The 20,794-nt window shown below is 69.1% G+C and carries 19 protein-coding genes, 1 tRNA gene, 1 pseudogene and 1 riboswitch; of the genes and pseudogenes, 13 read left to right on the plus strand and 8 right to left on the minus strand.

Translation table 11 applies throughout. From position 1 onward, the window contains the following. Positions 1–13 precede the first annotated feature (13 nt). The 3 genes from QWJ38_RS18930 to QWJ38_RS18940 are packed head-to-tail and all read right to left on the minus strand — an operon-like array spanning position 14 to position 2,783. Positions 14–991 carry a Bug family tripartite tricarboxylate transporter substrate binding protein gene (locus QWJ38_RS18930; RefSeq protein ID WP_290360675.1) on the minus strand — a complete coding sequence of 326 codons (978 nt, stop codon included), beginning with the start codon at positions 989–991 and terminating at the stop codon, positions 14–16. Between the two features lie 44 nt (positions 992–1,035). Continuing rightward, positions 1,036–1,392 carry an AtuA-related protein gene (locus QWJ38_RS18935; RefSeq protein WP_290360676.1) on the minus strand — a complete coding sequence of 119 codons (357 nt, stop codon included), beginning with the start codon at positions 1,390–1,392 and terminating at the stop codon, positions 1,036–1,038. Continuing rightward, entirely contained in the window at positions 1,392–2,783 is a 1,392-nt protein-coding gene (locus QWJ38_RS18940; protein ID WP_290360677.1) for an acyclic terpene utilization AtuA family protein, read from the minus strand. The genes QWJ38_RS18935 and QWJ38_RS18940 overlap by 1 nt, the downstream gene beginning before the upstream one ends. Positions 2,784–2,854: 71 nt before the next feature. Here QWJ38_RS18940 and QWJ38_RS18945 point away from each other — a divergent pair. Continuing rightward, positions 2,855–3,756: pseudogene (locus QWJ38_RS18945) on the plus strand (LysR family transcriptional regulator). A gap of 1 nt (position 3,757) precedes the next feature. Here the strand turns inward: QWJ38_RS18945 and QWJ38_RS18950 are convergent. Together QWJ38_RS18950 and hrcA are read right to left on the minus strand one after the other, a co-directional pair. Next, the gene (locus tag QWJ38_RS18950) at positions 3,758–4,822 is read right to left on the minus strand and encodes a pirin family protein (protein WP_290360678.1); all 1,065 of its coding nucleotides are present in this window, start codon (positions 4,820–4,822) and stop codon (positions 3,758–3,760) included. Positions 4,823–5,356: 534 nt separating this feature from the next. Further along, positions 5,357–6,379 (minus strand): heat-inducible transcriptional repressor HrcA, encoded by a 1,023-nt coding sequence (gene hrcA / locus QWJ38_RS18955; protein WP_290360679.1) that lies wholly within the window; start codon positions 6,377–6,379, stop codon positions 5,357–5,359. Positions 6,380–6,447: 68 nt separating this feature from the next. On the opposite strand from hrcA, the gene QWJ38_RS18960 reads away from it, so the two are divergent. Genes QWJ38_RS18960 through rapZ form a run of 3 tightly spaced genes read left to right on the plus strand, consistent with a single transcriptional unit; the run spans position 6,448 to position 9,956 of the window. Then, the gene (locus tag QWJ38_RS18960; protein ID WP_290360680.1) at positions 6,448–7,323 is read left to right on the plus strand and encodes an NAD kinase; all 876 of its coding nucleotides are present in this window, start codon (positions 6,448–6,450) and stop codon (positions 7,321–7,323) included. Between the two features lie 3 nt (positions 7,324–7,326). Beyond that, positions 7,327–9,039 carry a DNA repair protein RecN gene (recN, locus tag QWJ38_RS18965; RefSeq protein ID WP_290360681.1) on the plus strand — a complete coding sequence of 571 codons (1,713 nt, stop codon included), beginning with the start codon at positions 7,327–7,329 and terminating at the stop codon, positions 9,037–9,039. Beyond that, positions 9,036–9,956, plus strand: coding sequence for an RNase adapter RapZ (gene rapZ, locus QWJ38_RS18970; RefSeq protein WP_290360682.1), 921 nt, complete (start codon positions 9,036–9,038; stop codon positions 9,954–9,956). Before recN ends, rapZ begins: the two co-directional genes overlap by 4 nt. A gap of 5 nt (positions 9,957–9,961) precedes the next feature. Here the strand turns inward: rapZ and QWJ38_RS18975 are convergent, their stop codons facing one another. The 3 genes from QWJ38_RS18975 to mutM are packed head-to-tail and all read right to left on the minus strand — an operon-like array spanning position 9,962 to position 12,124. After that, a complete protein-coding gene (locus QWJ38_RS18975; protein ID WP_290360683.1) occupies positions 9,962–10,273 on the minus strand; it encodes a hypothetical protein in 312 nt (103 codons plus the stop codon). Between the two features lie 10 nt (positions 10,274–10,283). Beyond that, positions 10,284–11,312 (minus strand): A/G-specific adenine glycosylase, encoded by a 1,029-nt coding sequence (mutY, locus tag QWJ38_RS18980; protein WP_290360684.1) that lies wholly within the window; start codon positions 11,310–11,312, stop codon positions 10,284–10,286. Continuing rightward, complete coding sequence (gene mutM / locus QWJ38_RS18985; RefSeq protein ID WP_290360685.1) at positions 11,297–12,124, minus strand: bifunctional DNA-formamidopyrimidine glycosylase/DNA-(apurinic or apyrimidinic site) lyase; 828 nt, start codon at positions 12,122–12,124, stop codon at positions 11,297–11,299. Before mutM ends, mutY begins: the two co-directional genes overlap by 16 nt. A 75-nt stretch (positions 12,125–12,199) precedes the next feature. On the opposite strand from mutM, the gene QWJ38_RS18990 reads away from it, so the two are divergent. From QWJ38_RS18990 to QWJ38_RS19030, 9 genes are all read left to right on the plus strand, one after another. Continuing rightward, complete coding sequence (locus QWJ38_RS18990; RefSeq protein ID WP_290360686.1) at positions 12,200–14,002, plus strand: tetratricopeptide repeat protein; 1,803 nt, start codon at positions 12,200–12,202, stop codon at positions 14,000–14,002. Continuing rightward, positions 13,999–14,550 (plus strand): lipoprotein insertase outer membrane protein LolB, encoded by a 552-nt coding sequence (locus tag QWJ38_RS18995; protein WP_290360687.1) that lies wholly within the window; start codon positions 13,999–14,001, stop codon positions 14,548–14,550. The genes QWJ38_RS18990 and QWJ38_RS18995 overlap by 4 nt, the downstream gene beginning before the upstream one ends. Positions 14,551–14,552: 2 nt before the next feature. Further along, positions 14,553–15,473 carry a 4-(cytidine 5'-diphospho)-2-C-methyl-D-erythritol kinase gene (ispE, locus tag QWJ38_RS19000; RefSeq protein WP_290360688.1) on the plus strand — a complete coding sequence of 307 codons (921 nt, stop codon included), beginning with the start codon at positions 14,553–14,555 and terminating at the stop codon, positions 15,471–15,473. Between the two features lie 40 nt (positions 15,474–15,513). Further along, positions 15,514–15,590: transfer RNA gene (locus QWJ38_RS19005), tRNA-Gln, on the plus strand. A 71-nt stretch (positions 15,591–15,661) separates the two neighbouring features. Next, positions 15,662–16,624, plus strand: coding sequence for a ribose-phosphate pyrophosphokinase (locus QWJ38_RS19010; protein ID WP_290360689.1), 963 nt, complete (start codon positions 15,662–15,664; stop codon positions 16,622–16,624). Between the two features lie 147 nt (positions 16,625–16,771). Next, on the plus strand, positions 16,772–17,398 hold the full coding sequence (locus QWJ38_RS19015; protein ID WP_290360690.1) for a 50S ribosomal protein L25/general stress protein Ctc: 627 nt from the start codon (positions 16,772–16,774) through the stop codon (positions 17,396–17,398). Between the two features lie 82 nt (positions 17,399–17,480). Beyond that, on the plus strand, positions 17,481–18,125 hold the full coding sequence (gene pth, locus QWJ38_RS19020) for an aminoacyl-tRNA hydrolase (RefSeq protein WP_290360691.1): 645 nt from the start codon (positions 17,481–17,483) through the stop codon (positions 18,123–18,125). Next, complete coding sequence (locus tag QWJ38_RS19025; protein ID WP_290360692.1) at positions 18,122–18,571, plus strand: hypothetical protein; 450 nt, start codon at positions 18,122–18,124, stop codon at positions 18,569–18,571. The genes pth and QWJ38_RS19025 overlap by 4 nt, the downstream gene beginning before the upstream one ends. After that, positions 18,567–18,808: riboswitch (cobalamin riboswitch) on the plus strand. It overlaps the preceding gene by 5 nt. Positions 18,809–18,876: 68 nt before the next feature. Further along, on the plus strand, positions 18,877–20,793 hold the full coding sequence (locus QWJ38_RS19030) for a TonB-dependent receptor plug domain-containing protein (RefSeq protein WP_290360693.1): 1,917 nt from the start codon (positions 18,877–18,879) through the stop codon (positions 20,791–20,793). The last annotated feature ends 1 nt before the right edge of the window (position 20,794 follow it).

The following is a 20,794-nucleotide window of genomic DNA, read 5'->3' on the forward strand; positions in this document are numbered from 1 at the left end:
CTGCGCAATCCAATCATTCCGGTTCGATGCCGGCTGCCTTGATCACCTTGCCCCACTTCCTGGCCTCGTCGAGCTGGAACTTGGCCAGCGCTTCGGGTGTCGTCGGAAAGGCCTCGCCGCCGCTGTTCTCGAAGAAGCTCTTGGCCGCCGGGGTCTTGAGTGCCGCGGTCAGAAGCTCGTGCAGCTTCTGCAGCACCGGCGCCGGCGTGCGCGCGGGCACATAGGCGGCAAACCAGTAGCTCATGTCGTAGCCCTTGACGCCGGCCTCGTCGATGGTCGGCACGTCCGGCAGCAGGGGCAGTCGCTTGGTGGTCGAGACGCCCAGCGCGCGCAACTTGCCCGACCTGATCTGCGGCACGCCGGTCGCGGTGTCGGTGATCATCATGTCGATCTGGCCGCCGAGCAGATCGGTGATGGCCAACGGGTTGCTCTTGTAGGGCACGTGCAGAAGCTCGGTGCCGCTCATCTGCTGGAACAGCTCCCCGGCCACGCGGCTGGAGGAACTGCCGCTGCCGAAGCTCAGCTTGCCCGGCTTGGCGCGCGCCGCGGCCAGCAGTTCGGCGACGCTCTTGTAGGGCGAGGCCGCATTGACCACCAGCACCTGGCCGCCCTTGCCCAGCCCGGTGACCGGCGCGAAATCCTTCACCGGGTCGTACTGCAGCTTCCTGTACAGATGCTCGTTCGCCGCCTGCGTGGTGTTGGTCGTGATCAGCACCGTATAGCCATCGGCCGGCGCCCGCGCGACCGCCTGCGCCGCCAGCATGCCGCTCGCGCCGGCCTTGTTGTCGACGACGACCGCCTGCCTGGTCTGCTCGGTGAAGGACTGGCCCAAGGCACGCGCCAGCTGGTCGGTGGCGCTGCCCGCCGCGAAGGGCACCACAAAGCTCACCGGCTTGGCCGGATAGGCGTCCGCCCATGCGCCAAGCGGCAGGAGCAGTGCGACAGCGGCCGCGGCGAGCATGGCGCGGCGGTGAATCGGATGGCGGGTCATTGCTTGTCTCCGTGGGTCAGTGAAGTGTTGGTGGTGAACGAGACTCAGCGCCCGACCAGATGAGGCAGCAGCGCCTCGGGCACGTCTATGGGCAGGTCGAGCAGGAGGTAGGACAGGGCCTTGCCGTGACTGTCGAGATTGAGCGAATCATTGACGCCGCCGTCGAGCACCTCGTCCAGCACGAAGTTCATCGCCTGCAGCCCCGGCAGCAGGAAGCGCCGCACCGCGCTGGGCCGCCGATGCGCGAAGGCCGCGGCCACGGCTGCCTCCGTCACCTGCTCGACCAGCAGATCCCACAGCGCCGGGTGCCAGGCGATCACGCTGATGTTGGAGCGGTTGCCCTTGTCGCCGGTGCGACCGTGAGCCAGGCGATGCAGCGGAAGCTTCGTCATCGTCGTCATCACGCGCCCTCCCCGTCGATGAAGCGAAAGCTCGCCGGCACCTGCTCGCGCGGCAGCAGGCAGGACAGGGTGCCCAGCCTTGGGCGCAGCGAGGTCCGCACGCCGCCGCCGCCGGCCGGGCCACAGCAGTAGAGCGCCGTCACCTCGCGCACGAGGCGCTCGGCGCTGGCGCGCTCGGCATGGTTCAGGGCCACGCGCAGCCGCACGTCGCGTGCCTCGCCGACCGGCTGGGCAGCCAGCCAGCGGCCTGCGTCGTCGCCAAACACGCTGGCCACGCCGATCAGGTCGGCGCGCAAGAGGCCCAGCCCGGCGAGGCGTTCGCCCAGCACCTCGGCAGCCAGCCGTGCCCGCGCCTCGGCCCGCGCGCCGGCGTAGGAAATCTCGCCCTCCGCCAGCCAGCCGGTCTCGTGGCAGACATTGACCTTCAATCCGGCCGGGCGCGCATGGCCGCGCACGCCCTCCAGGCGAACCCGGTCGGCGCCGACTTGAACCACGCGGGCCTGCGAAATATCGGCCGTCACATCGGGCGTCAGATAGGCGGCCGGATCGTGGACCTCGTAGAGCAGCTGCTCCTTGACCGTGTGCTCGTCGACGCGCCCGCCGCTGCCGGGCGGTTTGGTGATCGTGCAACAGCCGTCGGCTTCGATCTCGGCGATCGGATAGCCCAGGCGCGCCAGCCCCGGCACGTCCTTGAAGCCGGGATCCGCGTAATAGCCGCCGCTGACCTGGGAACCGCATTCCAGCAGATGCCCCGCCATGGTCGCGCGGGCGATGCGATCCCAGTCGTCGCGAGCCCAGCCGAAATGCGCGAGCGCCGGGCCCAGCGCCAGCGAGGGATCGGCAACCCGGCCGCAGACCACGATCTGCGCGCCGGCGCTCAGCGCGTCGGCGATGGCCTCGGCGCCCAGATAGGCATTGGCGGACACCATCTGCAGGCCTTCGCCTTCCGGGCCGAGCGTGGCGGCCAGCGCCGCACGCTGCGCCTCGCCGCTCAGGTCGTCGCCCTCGACGACGGCAATGCGCGGCGCCTGCAGCCCGAGTTCGCGCGCGATGCCATGGATGCGCCGGGCCGCGCCGACCGGGTTGGCCGCGCCGAAGTTGCTGACGATGCGGATGCCCGCGGCCAGGCAGCGCTGGAGCACGGGCCTCAGCAGCTCGTCGAGCAGCGGTTCGTAGCCGCCCTCCGGATCGGTCCGCCGCGCCAGCTGGGCAAGCGCCAGCGTCCGTTCGGCCAAGGTCTCGAAGATCAGCACCGCCGGGCCGCCCGCCGCGGCGAGCGCCTCGACGACCGGGGCCGCGGCATCCGTGCGGTCGCCCGAGAAGCCGGCCGCGCAGCCGATGCGCAAGAGGGGCGCTGTCATCTCGGTCGTCTCCTGCATCTGCTTGTCCATTGAAGCGGAATCTAGACCCGGGCGACTCATCTGTGAAATCAAAGTTTCAACTAGACTGATCCGAGACGCCTATGAATCTCTCGATTCGCCATCTGCGCGGCTTCCTCGCGCTTGCCGAGCTGCGCAGCTTCACCCGCGCCGCCGAGGCCGCTCATCTCTCGCAACCGGCATTCAGCGCGCTGATCCGGCAGCTGGAGGAAGAGCTTGGAGCGCGCCTGTTCGACCGCAGCACCCGCAGCGTCGAACCGAGCCTGGAAGGCCGGGCCTTCGAGAGCTCCGCGCGGCGTGTGCTGGCCGAGTTCGACGCGGCGATCGGCGCGGTCCGCGAGCGCGCATCGCTGCAGCGCGGCCGGGTGTCCATCGCCCTGCTGCCCTCGCTGGCGGCGGGCTGGCTGCCCGAGGTGCTGGCGGCCTCCGCGATCGTCATCCGGCCATCGAGCTGCAGGTGGCGGACGTGCTGTCGGAAGCCTGCATCGAGCGGGTGAAGAACGGGCAGGCGGACTTCGCGCTGGCCGCGACGCGCGCCGACACCCCGGAGCTGCAGGCCGAGCGCTTCTGCAGCGATGGCTTCCACCTGGTCTGCCGGGCCGATCATCCGCTGGCCGCTCGGCGCAATCCGCAACCCGCGGACCTGGCGCCCTACCCCTTCATCCATTTGTCCCGCACCTCCAGCGTCCGGCAGTACGTGGAGGCGGCCACGCATCCGCAGCGCTTGCCGGCGCTGCTCGAGGTCGACCAGCTGGCGACCGTCGCCGGCATGGTGCGTGCCGGCCTGGGCATCAGCGTGGTGCCGACGCTCACCCTCTACCAGTTCGGCGCGCCCGAACTCGTCACCCGGCCGCTGGGCTGGCCCGGGCTCGAGCGCAATGTCTATCTGGTGCGGCGGCGCGAACGCGGGCTGTCGTTCGCGGCGCAGGCCTTCTACGAACAGCTGATGGCCATGCGGCCCGGGGATCGCCGCGCCCGCCGATAGGTCAGCGCTCTTCGGACGCGTGGCGCTCCGTCCTGCCGTCGGCATGGCGGGCAAAGCGCCCGTCCTCCTCGCCGTGCACCGGCGCCGGGTCGGCCCAGGGCCAGCCGCCGAACTGGGTGCGCCGGTAGTCCTCGTATGCCTGTCGCAGCTCCTGCTCGGTGTTCATCACGAAGGGCCCGTACTGGGCCACCGGCTCGCCGATGGGGCGGCCCTGCAAGAGCAGCAGTTCGGCGACCTCGTCTCCATTGATCAGGGCGACATCGGCGCCCGCCCGCAGCTCGATCGCTGATCTGGCCTCCACCTCCCGGCCCTCGACGGTGATCTGGCTGCCGGCGAAGAAGTAGAGCTTGCGACGCGTGCCCTCGCCGATCGCCGCCGGCAGCAGCCAGCGCGCCTGCGGCTCCATGCGGATGGTCCAGATGGCCAGGTCCGCGTTCAGGCGCGAGGCCCATGAATCCGGCGGCGGCGCCAGCGGCCTCGTCACATCGCCCGGGGCCGCGAGGCTGCCGGCGATGCAGACGACCTCGGTGCCGCGCCCGCCCTCGTCGATGGCCCGGTGCCGCGGGATGTCCTGCGACCAGAACATCGTGAAATGCGGTTCGACCATCTTGCTGTCGGCCGGCAGGTTCAGCCAGATCTGGAACAGCTCCAGCGGGTTCGAACGCTCGGTGTGCAGCAGCGGGAACATCTCCGCATGGACGATGCCCTTGCCCGCCGTCAGCCACTGGACGTCGCCGCCGCCGAAGCGCGCGGTGGCACCCAGCGAATCGGAGTGGTCGATGCGGCCCTTGCGCACGATCGTCACCGTCTCGAAGCCGCGATGCGGATGCGCCGGGAAGCCGGGCACCTGCTGGCCGTGATACATGCTCCAGCCGTCCTTGCGCGAGAAGTCCGACCCGATCTGACGGCCCGACAGCAGCGAGGCGGCGGGCCCGTAGCGGCCATTGCCCGGCGGATAGGCATCGTCGTGGTGCACGCAGAACAGGAAGGGGTCGATGGTCTCCCACGGGAAGCCAAGGGCCTCCACGGACAGCAGGGCGGAGCTCGGCGGGGGCTTGGTGCTCATGGCTTGGATTCCGATCTGGGCTCGGCGCCAGGGCCCAGGCGCTGGCGCCGGGCCCCTTCGTCGATGAATGCCCCAACCCTAACGCGAATCGACGGCTCTTGCAGCGCCCGGCCGAGCGCTCCGCGCCGCGGGCCCGCTCGGCTCATGGCCGCGCAATCCGGCGTGCATGTCCTAAGTGGTAGGCCGTGCAGGACTTGAACCTGCGACCAAAGGATTCCGGTTTGTGCCCATTTCTGGACTCCCTGGACTATGCCTTCGCCATGGGCCTTGCGGCCGGTAGGCGGGCGCCGTCTAGTCTCTACACCTTCCCCTCGCGGGGCTTGGCTCGGCGTTGCCTTGTGCCTTGCGGCCGTCAGGTTTCGCCGAATTTGACGCCATTCACTCGGGCGCTTTCGCCTCCCGGTGCACAACTTTCGCTATGAGTCCTCTGCTCTAACCAACTGAGCTAACGGCCCACTGATACAACAACTGCTGTTTCCCCTCTCCGGAAACCACATCTCGGGAAGGCCCGCGATTGTATGCGCGGGACGGCGGCTACTTCTGCGACAGCGCCTGGCTGATCATCCGCGAGGTGATGTCGACGATCTGGATCATGCGGTCGTAGGCCATGCGGGTCGGGCCGATCACGCCCAGGGTGCCGACGACCTGGCCGTCGACCTCGTAGGGCGAGGAGACGATGGACAGTTCCTCGAAGGGCACGACCTGGCTCTCGCCGCCGATATAGATCCGCACCCCCTCGGCGCGGCTGGAGACGTCGAGCAGGCGCATCAGCTGCGTCTTCTGCTCGAACATGTCGAACAGCCGCCGCAGGCTGCCCATATCGTTGTTGAAGTCCTGCACGGCCAGCAGATTGCGCTCGCCCGAGATGACGACGCGCTCCTGTTCGTCGGCCAGCGCCTCGCTGCCGACCTGCACGGCCGCGCTCATCAGGCCGGCGATCTCGCTGCGCAGCGCGTCGACCTCGCCCTTCAGGCGCTCGCGCACCTGTTCCAGGCTCAGGCCGGCGTAATGCGCGTTCAGCCGGTTGCTGGCCTCGGCCAGTTCGGCCTGGTTGAAGTCCTGGGCGGTGAAGATCACGCGGTTCTGCACATCGCCGTCCGGCGCGACCATGATGACCAGCACCCGGCGCTCGCCCAGGCGCAGGAACTCGATATGGTGGAAGACGCTGGGCTTGCGCGGCGCGGTGACGACGCCGACGAAATTCGACAGGCTGGACAGCAGATGCGCGGCGCTGGCGATCACGCGCTGCGGCTGGTCCGGCTGCAGCGCCGGCGTCTCGATCCCGCGCGGCTGGGCGACGAGGCTGCTGGGCTGGGCGGTCAGCATGGTGTCGACGAAGAGGCGGTAGCCGCGCGCGGTCGGGATGCGGCCGGCACTGGTGTGGGGGCTGGCAATCAGGCCCAGTTCCTCCAGGTCCGCCATCACATTGCGTATCGTCGCCGGGCTCAGCTCCAGGCCCGAGGCCTTGGACAGCGTGCGGGAACCGACCGGCTGGCCGTCGGCGATATAGCGTTCGACCAGGGTTTTCAGCAGTGATTTCGAGCGCTCGTCGAGCATGGCGCGATTGTACGGAGGCCCGCGCCGGGCTTCAGTGAGTGAACACCCGCTGTGGTGTAATTCTTGCCATGTCCAAACGTTTCAGACATGTCGCGCTGGTGGGCAAGCACCAGGCCCGCGGCATACGCCCGATTCTCGAGGAGATCGCCGATTTCGTGACCGATCTGGGCCTCGATGTGTCGCTGGAGCGCGAAACGGCCGAGAACACCGGCATCACCGATTTCGAGGGCCTGACCAACGAGGAGCTCGGTGCGCAATGCGACCTGGCCATCGTCGTGGGCGGCGACGGGACGATGCTGGGCTTTGCCCGCGACATGGCGCGCCAGGGCCTGCCCCTGGTCGGCATCAACCAGGGGCGGCTGGGCTTCATCACCGATATCTCGATCGAGCATTACCGCGAGGCCTTGGCGCCCATGCTCGCCGGCGACTACGAGATGGAGCAGCGCGCGATGCTGGAAGGCTCGGTGCTGCGCGACGGCGAGAGCATCTTCGAAGGCCTGGCGCTGAACGATGTGGTCGTCAGCCGCGGCGCGACGGCGGCCATGGTCGAGCTGCGGGTCGACGTCGGCGACGAGTTCGTCGCCAATCTGCGCGCCGATGGCGTGATCATCGCCTCGCCGACCGGCTCGACCGCCTATGCGCTGTCGGCCGGCGGCCCCATCCTGCATCCGAGCATCGCCGGCTGGCTGCTGGTGCCGATCGCCTCGCATGCGCTGTCGAACCGGCCCATCGTGCTGCCGGACCACGGCGAGGTGCGGCTGCAGATCGTCGCCGGCCGCGACGCCAGCGTGAACTTCGATATGCAGAGCCTGGCCAGCCTGCTGCACGGCGATCTGATCACCGTGCGCCGCTCGGCCCACCAGATCCGCTTCCTGCATCCGAAGGGCTGGAGCTATTACGCCACGCTGCGCCGCAAGCTGCGCTGGTACGAAGGGGTGAGCTGAATCATGTTGAGGCGTTTGAGCCTGCGGGACTTCGTCATCGTCTCCGAACTGGAACTGGACTTCGGACCCGGCTTCGCCGTGCTGACCGGCGAGACCGGCGCCGGCAAGTCCATCCTGATCGACGCGCTGCAGCTGGCGCTGGGCAGCCGTGGCGATGCCGGCGTCGTGCGCGAGGGTGCGGCGCGCGCCGAGATCACGGCCGAGTTCGACACGCCGGCAGCGCTGCAGCCCTGGCTGGAGGAAGCCGGCTTCGACGGCGAGGCCGAGACCCTGCTGCTGCGCCGGGTGATCGACGCGCAAGGCAAGAGCCGCGCCTGGATCAACGGCAGCCCGGCGACGGTCGCCCAGCTGCGCGAGAGCGCGGACAGCCTGCTCGACATCCATGGCCAGCATGCCTGGCAAGGCCTGACCCGCGCGCCCTCGGTGCGCGCGCTGCTGGACGGTTATGCCGGCCTGGACACCGCGCCGCTGGCGCGTGCCTATGAGGACTGGAAGCTGGCCGCCGAGCGCCTGGACGCGGCGCAGAACCGCTCGGCCGACTTGCTGCGCGAGCGCGAGCGCCTGGCCTGGCAGATCGGCGAGGTCGATCGCCTTTCGCCCGGCGCGGACGAGTGGGACGAGATGAATGCCGAGCACCAGCGCCTGTCGCACGGGCAGTCGCTGCTGGACGCCGCGCGGCTGGCGCTGGACGCGCTGTCCGAGGCCGAGCAGAACGCCGAATCGCTGACCGCCTCGGCGCTGGACCAGCTGGAAAAGGTGCTCGACTTCGATGCCGAATTGCAGCCGGCCGTCGACACCTTGCGCAGCGTGCAGGCGCAGCTGCAGGACGCCAGCCACTCGCTCTCCACCTATCTGCATGGCACCGAGCTGGACCCCGAGCGCATGCAGCAGCTGGACGAGCGCGTCTCGGCCTGGCTGACGCTGGCGCGGCGCTATCGCCGCCCGCCGGCCGAGCTGCCGGCGCTCCTGCAGCAATGGCGCGATGAACTCCAGGCCCTGGACGCCGCGGGCGATTTGCAGGCGCTGGAGCAAGCCTTGGCCCAAGCCCGCCAGGCCTTCGACAAGGAAGCCCGGCGCATCAGCGCCGCGCGCGCCGCCGCCGCGCCCAAGCTGGCCGCCGCGGTGACGCAGGCGATGCAGCAGCTGGGCATGGCCGGTGGCGCCTTCGAGATCAATCTGCTGGCCCAGGCGCAGCCGCAGAGCTTCGGCCTCGAATCGGCCGAGTTCCTGGTCGCCGGCCATGCCGGCAGCACGCCGCGGCCGCTGGCCAAGATCGCTTCCGGCGGCGAACTGTCGCGCATCGCCTTGGCGATTGCCGTCACGACCTGCCAGCAGGACGGTGCCAGCGGCGGCGCCGGCACCCTGATCTTCGACGAGATCGACGCCGGCGTCGGCGGCGCGGTGGCCGAGACGGTCGGCCGGCTGATGAAGCAGCTGGGCCGCACGGCCCAGGTGCTGGCCGTCACCCACCTGCCCCAGGTCGCCGCCTGCGCCGACCAGCATCTGGTCGTGGCCAAGGCCTTTGCCGAGGGCCGCACCAGCAGCGATGTGCGGCCGGTGGTGGGCGAGGCCCGCGTTGCCGAGATCGCCCGCATGCTGGGCGGCGAGCGACTGTCCTCGACCAGCATCGCCCACGCGCAGGAGATGCTGGACAGCGGCGCCGCGCTGGCGGCCCGGCAGCCGGCCGTACGCGCGACGCGAAAGGCCGGCACATGAGCGCACTGCCCCCGATCCCGGACGATGGCGAGCGCAGCGATGTCGTGCTGGTCACCGGCATGGCCGGCGGCGGCAAGTCGGTCGCCATGCATGCGCTGGAGGATGCCGGCTTCTTCTGCGTGGACAATCTGCCGGCCGAGCTGCTGCTGGACTTCCTGCGCCTGGAACGTCAGCGCAGTGAACGCCGCGTCGCCATTGCCGTCGACGTGCGCAGCGCCGGTTCGCTGCCGCTGCTGCTGCCGCTGATCAAGGACCTGCGCGCCAGCGGCGTCGCGATCCGCTCGATCTTCCTCGACGCCAATACCGAGGCGCTGATGCGGCGCTTCTCGGAGACGCGCCGCCCGCATCCGCTGCGCCAGGACTACGACACCCAGTTCGGCAGCCTGGACGGCGAGGACCAGCACCGCGCGCTGCTCGATGCGATCGCGCTGGAGCGCGAGCTGCTGGCCGCGCTGCGCGTGGAGTCCACCGTCATCGACACCAGCCAGCTGCGCCCGGCCCAGCTGCGCAGCTGGGTGCGCGATCTGGTCGGCGTCAGCGGCAGCTCGCTCACCCTGGTGTTCGAGTCATTTGCCTTCAAGCATGGCGTGCCCAGCGATGCTGACTTCGTCTTCGACGTGCGGGTGCTGCCGAATCCCTATTACGACCGCGAGCTGCGGCCGCTGACCGGCCGCGATGCGCCGGTGGCCGCCTATCTGGCGGCGCAGCCCGAGGTGGGCGTGATGCAGGAGCAGATCGCCGGCTTTCTGCAGCGCTGGCTGCCCAGCTTCGCCGCCGACCAGCGCAGCTATCTGACGGTGGCGATCGGCTGCACCGGCGGCCAGCACCGCTCGGTCTATCTGGTCGAGATGCTGGCGCGGCGCTTCAGCCACCATGGCCAGGTGCTGAAGCGGCACCGCGAGCTGGACGCCCGCTAGCAGGCTCAAGCCCGCTGCTTGCCCTCTTCCGAGGCCAGCACGGCCAGGAAGGCGGCCGTGCCAACCGGAAACAGCAGCACGATGAAGGCCAGCCAGGGCAGCAGCGCGCGGCCGGCGCGCTTGACCGCGATCACCATAAAGGTCATGTGCGCGGCGACGGCGCAGCCCAGGCCTATGCCCAGCAGCGCCATTCTTGCGACCGGCGGGTCTTCCAGGTTCGCCGACGAGATCAGGAACCACAGACAGCAGGCGGCGACTAGCAGCGCGATCAATGCCGATTCGACGGCGCTCTTCAATTCGGGTTTGTTGTTCAGCATCGACTCCCCTTCAGGCAATCATCTTTTTGAGCGGCGCCGGCAGCGCATAGTCGGCCAGGCGCTCGCGTGCTACCCATTCTCCACCGGCCGGCAGCGCCGGCGCCGCCTCGATCTCGGCGCGGCGTGTGTGCAGCACCCAGTCGAAATGGGTCAGCGCATGCTCGATGCGCGGCATCACTTCCAGCTCCGCGCCCAGGCGGCCGGCCTCGCTCAGCAGCGCCGGCTCGTCGTCGAACATCGGCAGGCTCCATAGCCCGGCCCAGACGCCCTGCGCCGGCCGCTGCTGCAGCAGCACCCGACCCTCGCTTTCCAGCCACAGCCACCAGTTCTCGCGCCGACCGCGCTTGAGCTTTTTGGTCTTGATCGGATAGCGGCCCGGCTCGCCCTCGGCGCGGCCGGCGCAAAGCTCGGACACCGGGCACAGCAGGCATTGCGGCGCGCGCACCGAGCAGATGCCGGCGCCCAGATCCATCAGCCCCTGCGTGTAGCGGCCGATCTCGCGCGCCGGCAGCAGGGCCTCGGCATGGCGCCAGAGCCGCTTCTCCTCGGCCGCGCTGGCCAGGTCGCCGTCGAAGGCCAGCAGCCGGGAGAGCACCCGCTTCACATTGCCGTCCAGGATCGCCACCCGCTCGCTGAAAGCAAAGGCCGCGATCGCCGCCGCCGTCGAGCGGCCGATGCCGGGCAGCTGCTGCAGCTCGGCCGCGCTGCGCGGGAATTCGCCGCCATGCTGCTCGGCCACCGCCCGCGCGCAGGCATGCAGATTGCGCGCCCGGCTGTAATAGCCCAGGCCCGCCCACAGCGCCAGCACCTCGTCCAGGCTGGCCACCGCCAGCGCGACGACGGTCGGGAAACGCTCCAGAAAGCGCTGGTAGTAGCCCAGCACCGTCGTCACCTGCGTCTGCTGCAGCATGATCTCGGACAGCCAGACGCGATAGGGATCGCGGGTGTTCTGCCAGGGCAGCTCGTTGCGGCCATGCCGGCGCTGCCAGGCAATCAGCAGATCGGCAAAGCCGGCGGGCGGGACTATCTCTTTTGGCATGTGGGACAGAAAAAGCTCGAGCGCTGGCCCTGCACGATGCGGCGCACCGGCGTCGCGCAGACCCGGCAGGGCTGGCCCTCGCGGCCATAGACCTGGGCCTGCATCTGGAAGCTGCCGGCCACGCCATGCGCGTCCCTGAAGTCGCGCAAGGTCGTGCCGCCGGCGTCCAGCGCGCGCGTCAGCACGCCGCGCACCGCCTGCGCCAGCTTCTCGGCCCGCGGGCGGCTCAGGCGGGCGGCCGGCAGGCGCGGGTCGATGCCGGCCAGGAACAGCGCCTCGCAGGCGTAGATATTGCCGGCGCCGACGACGATGTCGCCGGCCAGCAGCGCCAGCTTGACCGCGACCCGGCGGCCGGCCAGGCGCTGGTGCAGATAGGCGCCGTCGAAGCGCGGATCGAAGGGCTCCAGGCCCAGGCCGGTCAGCAGCTTGGCGGCCGGATCGGCGTCCAGGCCCTGCGACCAGACGACGGCGCCGAAGCGGCGCGGGTCGGTCAGGCGCAGCAGGCCGCGGTCGGTGAGCAGATCGAAATGGTCGTGCGCGCCCGGCGCAGCGGCCTGGGCGGCAAAGGCCAGCGAACCGGACATGCCCAGATGCAGCAGCAAACCGCCCTCGGCGGCCGGCCTGGAAACGGGCAGCCACAAATATTTACCTCGCCGGCTGGCGCTGCCGACGCGGCCGCCGACCAGGCTTTCGACCGCCAGGCCCAGCGGCCAGCGCAGCGGTTTCCCCAGGCGGGCGTGCAACACCGTCGCTCCGGCGATCGCGTCGGCGAAGCTGCGGCGGGTCACTTCGACTTCGGGGAGTTCGGGCATGGCGGCATGATATCGGGGCAGAATGATTGCCCGCCCGGCGCGATGCCGTGGCCTCTCGCCGATCCAGGAGCTTGCATGCCCGAGAATTTCCGTCGCAGCGCCGGCCTTCGCCGTTCGCCGCATGTCGCCTTGACGCTGCTGCTGGCCGCCTGCCTCGGCCAGGCGAGCGCGCAGGCCAAGCCCGACGACAGCATCGCCGCCGCCCAGGACGCGGCCGCCTCGGCGCCGGTCGTCAACTCGAGCATGGACGCGCCGCTGTTCTATCAACTGCTGGTCGGCGAGATGGAGCTGCGCACCGGCCAGGCCGGCGTCGCCTACCAGGTGCTGCTCGACGCAGCGCGCCGCACGCAGGACGAGGAGCTGTTCAAGCGGGTCATCAATATCGCGCTGCAGGCACGCGCCGGCGACCAGGCGCTGAGCGCCGCCAGGGCCTGGCGCGACTCGGTGCCCACATCGCTGGAAGCACAGCAGATGACCATACAGTTGCTGGCGCTCTTGAACCGGCCGGCCGAGATCGCCGAACCGCTGAGCGCGCTGATGGCGCTGACGCCGCAGCCGCAGCGCCCGGCCTTGCTGGCCTCGCTGCCGCGGCTGTTCCAGCGCGCGGCCGAGCCGAAGAAGGTCTATGCCTCGCTGACGCCGCTGCTGCAGCAGGCGGCCCGCGAACCCGGCACCCGCGTCGCGGCGCTGGCCGTGCAGGCGCGGCTGGCCTTGCAGGCCGGCGAGACCGCGCAGGCGCTGGAGCTGACGCGCGAACTGGCCCAGGCCGCGCCCGAGCTGGACGACGCGATGCAACTGGCGCTGGAGCTGATGCCCACCCGGCCGGAGGCCGAGGCGCTGATCACCGCGCGGCTGCAGGCCCAGCCGCAGAACAATGCGCTGCGCCTGGCCTATGGCCGCGCGCTGGCGCGCGCGCAGCGCGCCGCCGAGGCCGCACGCGAGTTCCGCACAGTCACCGAGACCTCGCCGGAGACCGCCGCGGCCTGGTTTGCCCTGGGCACGCTTGAACTCGATCTGCGCCACGCCAAGGCGGCCGAGACGGCCCTGCTCGAATACCTGAAGCGCCTGCCGGAAAAGGCGGCCGACGAGGATGCCGCAACGGCCAATACCGAGGCGCGTCAGCAGGCCTGGCTGATGCTGTCGCAGGCGGCCGAGCAGCGCGGCGATCTGAAGGCGGCCGAATCCTGGCTGGCCAAGGTCGACAAGCAGCATCGCCGCATCGAGACCCAGTTCCGCCAGGCCTCGCTGCTGGCCCGCCAGGGCAAGCTGGAGGAAGGCCGCCGTCTGCTGCAGGCGCTGCCCGAGACCAGCGACGAGGATGTGCGCGCCAAGCTGCTGGCCGAATCGCAGCTGCTGCGCGATGCCCAGCAATGGCAGGCCGCCTACGAGGTGCTGGCGCGCGCCAGCGCCCGCCTGCCCGCCGATGCCGATCTGCTCTACGAGCAGTCGATGATGGCCGAGAAGCTGGGCCGGCTCGATGAGATGGAAGCGCTGCTGAAGAAGGTGATGACGCTGAAGCCCGAGCATCACCACGCCTATAACGCGCTCGGCTATTCGCTGGCCGATCGCAATGTGCGGCTGGACGAGGCGCGCGAGCTGATCGTCAAGGCCCTGAGTTATGCGCCCAACGAGCCCTTCATCGTCGACAGCATGGGCTGGGTCGAATACCGGCTGGGCAACCAGAACGAGGCGCTGCGCCTGTTGCGCCAGGCCTATGCCGCGCGGCCCGATACCGAGATCGCCGCCCACCTGGGCGAGGTGCTGTGGGTCAGCGGCTACCAGGACGAGGCCCGCCGCGTCTGGCAGGAGGGAGCAGCACGTGATCCCAAGAACGAGGCCTTGAAGGAAACGCTGGCCCGATTGAAGGCCAAGCTGTGAGGTGCGCGACACGAACGGCGACGGCAGCCCTGCTCTGCGCCGCGGCCCTGCTGGCCGGCTGCAGCAGCCTGACTCGCAAGCCGGCGCCCCAGGTCGCCGATGGCGATCTGCGCCTGGCCGGCAGGCTCAGCGTGCAGGTGGCCGGCGGCGCGGGCGGCAAGGCCAGCGGCGGCAATGCCGGCTTCGAGCTGATCGGCAATCCGCAGACGGGCCAGCTGGAGCTGAGCACGCCGCTGGGCAGCCTGGTTGCGCGCGCCCTCTGGCGCGAGCGCGAGGTGCGCTTGCAGACGCCCGAGGACGAGCGCCGCTTCGACGATCTGGACGCGCTGACGCGCGAGCTGCTTGGCGAGGCGATCCCGGTCGCCGCGCTGTTCGACTGGCTGCGCGGCAAGCCCTGGCCCCAGGCGGCCAGCCAGGCCACGGCCAATGGCTTCGAGCAGCTGGGCTGGCAGATCGACCTGGCCCGCTTTTCCGAGGGGCTGATCGTCGCGACCCGGCGCGCCGAGCCGGTCGTGACCCTGCGCGCTCGCATCGACGAACAGCAGTGACGATGAAGGCGATCTACGACGTGGCCGCGCCGGCCAAGCTGAACCTGTTCCTGCATGTGGTCGGCAAGCGGCCGGACGGCTACCACCTGCTGCAATCGATCTTCGCCCTGATCGACTGGGCCGACACCCTGCATTTCGAACGCCGCGCCGACGGCCGGCTGGCCCGCCACGACAGCGGACAGACCTCCGGCGTGCTGCCCGAAGACGACCTCTGCCTGCGCGCTGCGCGCGCGCTGAAGGAAGCCAGCGGCTGCGAGCTCGGCGCCGACATCCATATCGAAAAGCGCTTGCCGGCCGGTGCCGGCATGGGCGGCGGCTCCTCCGACGCCGCCTCGACCCTGCTGGCGCTGAACCGGCTCTGGGGGCTGAACTGGCCGCTGTCCCGGCTGCTGCCGCTGGGTCTGAAGCTGGGCGCCGACGTGCCCTTCTTCCTCGGCGGCCGCAATGCCTTCGTCGAGGGCATAGGCGAGATCCTGCACCCTGTCGATCTGCCGGCCGGGCGGGTCTATGCGGTCGTCAAACCGGCGGTCAGCATCGCGACCAAGCAAATATTTTCAAGCCCCCTCTTGGCAAGATCGGATTCTGTGGCTATAGTAGCGGGCTTTCCTGCACACAACGGCAGCGGCGCCAACAAAGCGAGAGGCGACGCAGACTGGTTGAAGCAAGGCTGGGGTCGCAATGATTTGCAGGCTCCTGCCGAGGCAGCCAGCAGCGAAGTGACGCAAGCCTTGCAGCTGCTGCAGAACCGCTTCGGCAATAGCCGGATGACGGGTTCGGGCAGCGCGGTGTTTGCCGAGGTGGACGGGAAAGATGGCATGTCCAGCCAATCCAAGGCGACAATGCTGCCGGAGCTTCCGGCGGCTTGGACTGGTAGGATCTGCCACGGTTTGACCCAACACCCATTGCTGGGCTGGGCGGACTGAAGAAGTTTTGGGGTGCAGCCTCTCCGGCTGTGTCCTGTGTAGGGGAGTCGCCAAGTTGGTCAAGGCATCGGATTTTGATTCCGACATGCGAGGGTTCGAGTCCTTCCTCCCCTGCCAAATATTTTTCTGAACCGGACCCGGCCCCGGACGATGGTTCGGCCAGGGCCAAGACGATCAAGGGATGGCCCGTGCTGCTCAATACCGTCCTCTTCACCGGCAACGCGAATCCGGTTCTCTCCCAGGAAATCGCCACCCATCTGGGCCTCGAGCTCGGCAAGGCCGTCGTCGGCCGCTTCTCCGATGGTGAGGTCACCGTCGAGATCCAGCAGAACGTGCGCGCCCGCGACGTGTTCGTCATCCAGCCGACCTGCGCGCCGACGAACGAGAACCTGATGGAACTGCTGATCATGGTCGATGCGCTGAAGCGCGCCAGCGCGCGCCGCATCACCGCCGTGATCCCCTACTACGGCTATGCCCGCCAGGACCGCCGCCCGCGTTCGACGCGCGTGCCGATCTCGGCCAAGGTGGTCGCCAACCTGCTGGAAACCGTCGGCGTCGAGCGCGTGCTGACGATGGACCTGCACGCCGACCAGATCCAGGGCTTCTTCGACATCCCGGTCGACAATATCTACGCCTCGCCGGTGCTGCTGTCGGACCTGAAGAGCCGCAACTATTCGAACCTGGTGGTGGTGAGCCCCGACGTCGGCGGCGTGGTCCGCGCCCGCGCGCTGGCCAAGCAGCTGGGTTGCGATCTGGCCATCATCGACAAGCGCCGTCCGGCCGCCAATGTCAGCGAAGTGATGCATGTGATCGGCGAGATCGACGGCCGCAACTGCGTGATCATGGACGACATGATCGACACCGCCGGCACCCTGGTGAAGGCCGCCGAGGTGCTGAAGGACCGCGGCGCCAAGAGCGTGTTCGCCTACTGCACCCATCCGATCCTGTCGGGCCCGGCGATCGAGCGCATCGCCAAGTCGCAGCTGGACGAGGTCGTCATCACCAACACGATCCCGCTGTCGGACGCCGCCAAGGCCTGCGGCAAGATCCGCCAGCTGTCGACGGCTTTCCTGTTCGCCGAGTCGATCCGCCGCATTTCCGACGGCGAGTCGGTGACCTCCCTGTTCTCGGAGCAAAACAACAACTTCTGATCGGGCTCCGCGCGCAAGCGCGACCGGAACAGAACAACAATTTCTGAGCCCGCGCCCGAAAGGGCGAGGACTCGAAACGGAAGAGCCTGGTCGCGGGCCTTCCACCCGATGCGCCAATGGTGGCGCGTCGTCACTTTGGAGTTAGCTATGAATTTCACCGCTTTCGAGCGCAAGCTGCAGGGGACCGGAGCGAGCCGCCGCCTGCGTATCTCGGGCAAGGTCCCGGGCATCGTCTTCGGCGCCGGCGAGCCGACCATGATCGAACTCGATCACAACGCGCTGTTCCACGCGCTGAAGAAGGAGCCGTTCCACAGCACCATCCTGACGATGGAACTGAACGGCAAGAACGAGCAGGTCCTGCTGCGCGACTTCCAGATGCACCCCTACAAGCCGCAGGTGCTGCACATCGACTTCCAGCGCGTCGATGCCACGACCAAGATCACCAAGAAGATCCCGCTGCACTTCATCGGCGAAGAGAACTCGCCGGCCGTCAAGACGGACAAGTGCACGGTCAACCACGTGATCACCGAGCTGCTGATCAGCTGCCTGGCCCAGCAACTGCCCGAGTTCATCGAAGTCGACCTGAGCGGCCTGACCCTGGGTCACTCGCTGCACATCAATGACCTGAAGCTGCCCGCCGGCGTCAAGGCCATCGTGCACGGCAAGCCGAACCCGGCCGTCGCCACCGCCGTGGCCCCGGTCGCCGAGGAAATCGTCGTTGCCGCCGCTCCGGCCGCCGACGACGGCAAGGGCAAGAAGAAGGGCAAGAAGTAATTCTTCCCCGGCTCTTCAGCCCAGCGAAGGCCCCGCTCTGCGGGGCCTTTTTCATTTCGTCTCGCCACCGATAATCGCCCTCATGATTCGACTCTTTGTTGGCCTGGGCAATCCGGGCCCCGAATACGAGGACACGCGCCACAACGCCGGCTTCTGGTGGATCGATGCGCTGGCGCGCAAGCTCGGCACGACGCTGCAGGTGGAGCGCGGCTATCACGGCCTGGCGGCGCGGGTCAGCAATGCGCGCGGCGCCGACGGCCCGATCTGGCTGCTGCAGCCGATGACCTATATGAACCTGTCCGGCAAGTCGGTGGCGGCGCTGGCGCGCTTCTTCAAGATCGCGCCGGAGCAGATCCTGGCGATCCACGACGAGCTCGATCTGGACCCGGGCCAGATGAAGTTCAAGCAAGGCGGCGGCAATGGCGGGCACAACGGCCTGAAGGACATGCAGGCCCAGCTCGGCTCGGCCAATTTCTGGCGCCTGCGCCTGGGCATCGGCCATCCGGGCATCAAGACCGAGGTCGCCAGCTATGTGCTGCGCAAGCCGCCGCTGGCCGAGCGCCAGCTGATCGAGGATTGCATCGCCAAATCGCTGGATGCGGTCGAGCTGATGCTGTCCGGCCAGATGGACCGGGCGATGATGAAGATCCACGCGAAGCCGCCGCGGCCCAAGCCGCCGCGGCCCGAGCAGTTGCCGGCAGCCAGCAAGGAAGGCGAAGCACGATGATCCTCTCCGACCGCGTCCTTGTCTGCGCGCTGGCCATGGCCCTGGCCGGCGGCGCGATCGCCCAGACGCAGACGCGCTCGGCGACCATCTATCGCTGCGGCCCCGACGGCCGCGATCTGCGCGACTCGCCCTGCCCCGGCAGCGCCAAGGCCAGCGGGGCGGCCCAGCAGATCGAGTACCAGCAGCCGAGCGCGGCCGACGCGAAGGCGGCCAGGAGCCAGGCCGCCGCCGAGGCCAAGCGCGCCGGCCAGATGGAGCAGCAGCGCAAGCAGCGCGAGGCCGAGGAGACGCGCAAGCGTGCCGATGCCGCCACCGGCATCGATGGCCGGAATCTGCCCGCCAGCGCCCCGGCGCCCATCCACACACTGAACGAGCCGGACAAGCCCGGCCGGCCGCTGAAGCCGATCAAGCCGCCCAAGCCGCAGCCCAAGCCGAGCGGCGGCTAGAATCACGCCCGTTGGTGCTCGTGCGGACATTCATGTCCGCGCAGTTAAACGGGAATCAGGAGGGCGCGCCTCGCCGAGGCTGATCTAACCTGAGCTGTCCCCGCAACGGTAAGTGGACGAAGCCTATCGATCGGCTTCAACTCCTGTACTCGCTCCACTGGCGCTGCTCTTGCGCGCTGGGAAGGACTCAGGACTGGCTCCACAAGCCCGGATACCGGCCAACGCGTTGACGGGCTCTCCAGCGCCCGTTGTTCACAGGCACCAGCGGGGAGGCTGGCGCCTGGGTCGTTTCCATCGTTCCATCCATGATCTCTCGCACCACCCGTGCCGCTCGCGTCTTTCATGTCGCCAGCCCGATCGCGCTCGCCTGCGCGGCCCTGTCCATCGCCCTGCCCGCCGCGGCACAGCCCTCGGGCAACAACCGTCTCGACCAGGTGGTCGTCACCGCCAGCCGCACACCGCAGCGCCTGGGCGATGTGCTGGCCGACCTCACCGTGATCAACCGCGAGCAGATCGAGCGCCAGTCCTTCGGCACCGTCGCCGACCTCTTGCGCAACCAGGGCAGCGCCGAAATGGTCCGCAACGGCGGCCCGGCCGGCACGACCTCTCTGTTCCTGCGCGGCGCCGACAACCGCCATACCCTGGTGCTGCTGGACGGCGTGCGCATCGACTCGCAATCGACCGGCGGCGCGTCCTGGCAGGCCATCCCGCTGGCGCAGATCGAACGCGTGGAGATCCTCAAGGGCCCGGCCAGCGCGATCTACGGCTCCGACGCGATCGGCGGCGTCGTGCAGATCTTCACCCGCAAGGGCGGCGACGGCCAGACCAAGCTGGACCTGGGTGCCAGCGTCGGCAATCTGCAGAGCTACAAGCTCGACGCCTCCATCGCCGGCGGCAGCAAGCAGTTCGACTATGCGATCGGCCTGGCCGGCGAGCGCAGCGACGGTTTCAATGCGACCACGCCGGCCAGCACTTTCTCCTACGTCCCCGACAGCGACGGCTGGAAGAACCACAACGCCAGCCTGCGCCTGGGTGCCAATCTGGCCGAGGGCCAGCGACTGGAACTGGTCGCGCTGGCCGCGCATGTCGACGGCCAGTACGACGGCGACAGCAGCAAGCCCCAGGTCGACGACCATTCGATCCAGGACAACCGCGCCCTGCGCCTGGCCTGGAACGCGCGCTGGAGCGAGGCGCTGCGCACCGAGCTGAGCGCCGGCGCCAGCCGCGACCGCTACGAGACCAAGGCCTTCAACGATCCGGCCCCCTTCCCCTATCTGACCGACACCGAGATCCGCAATGTCTCGCTGTTCGGCTACTACCAGCTCAGCCGCGAGCAGCAGCTGAGCCTGCTGCTGGAGCGCCGCGAGGACTCGCTGGAGAACAGCGGCCTGAGGACCGGCAAGGACAAGCGCGACGAAAACGCGATCGGCCTGGGCTGGCTCTACAAGGCCGAGCGCTTCGATCTGCAGCTGAACGGCCGTCACGACGACGACAGCCAGTTCGGCGGCATCGATACCGGCACCATCGCCGGCGGCTTCAAGCTGCAGGAGGGCCTGCGCCTCTACGCGTCCTTCGGCAACGCCTTCCGCGCACCGACGCTGTACCAGCGCGGCAGCATCTACGGCCCCGACCTCAGCAAGCCCGGCGTCCAGGCGCTGGATCCGGAGCGCGGCCGCAATGCCGAGATCGGCCTGCGCTTCGATGCGCAAGGCTTCGACATCAGCGCCAGCGCCTACCGCAACCGCATCGAGGACCTGATCGTCTTCGGCGCGGCCGGCAGCTGCAACAGCAGCTTCGGCTGCTACGAGAACGTGGCCAAGGCCAGGCTGCAGGGCGTCAATCTGGCGGCCGGCACGACGCTGTCCGGCCTGCGCCTGACGGCCACCGTCGATCTGCAGTCGCCCAAGGACGAGATGACCGGCAAGCAGCTGGCCCGCCGCGCCAAGAGCTTCGGCACCCTGCGGGCCGAGACCAGCCTGGGCGAGTGGCATCTGGGCGGCACCATGCAGGCCTCCGGCCAGCGCTGGGATAACGCGGCCAATACCCGCGCGCTGGCCGGCTATGCGCTGTTCAACTTCGATGTGCAATGGGCCGTGAGCAAGCAGCTGCGCCTGCAGCTGAACCTGGACAACGCCTTCGACCGCGAGTACTACACGGCCACCGGCTTTGCCCAGGCACCGCGCACGGTGATGCTGGGCCTGCGCTACTCGCCGTCGTTCTGAG

This window comes from Roseateles violae (assembly GCF_030410485.1).
Classification (GTDB): Bacteria; Pseudomonadota; Gammaproteobacteria; order Burkholderiales; family Burkholderiaceae_C; genus Roseateles_D; species Roseateles_D violae.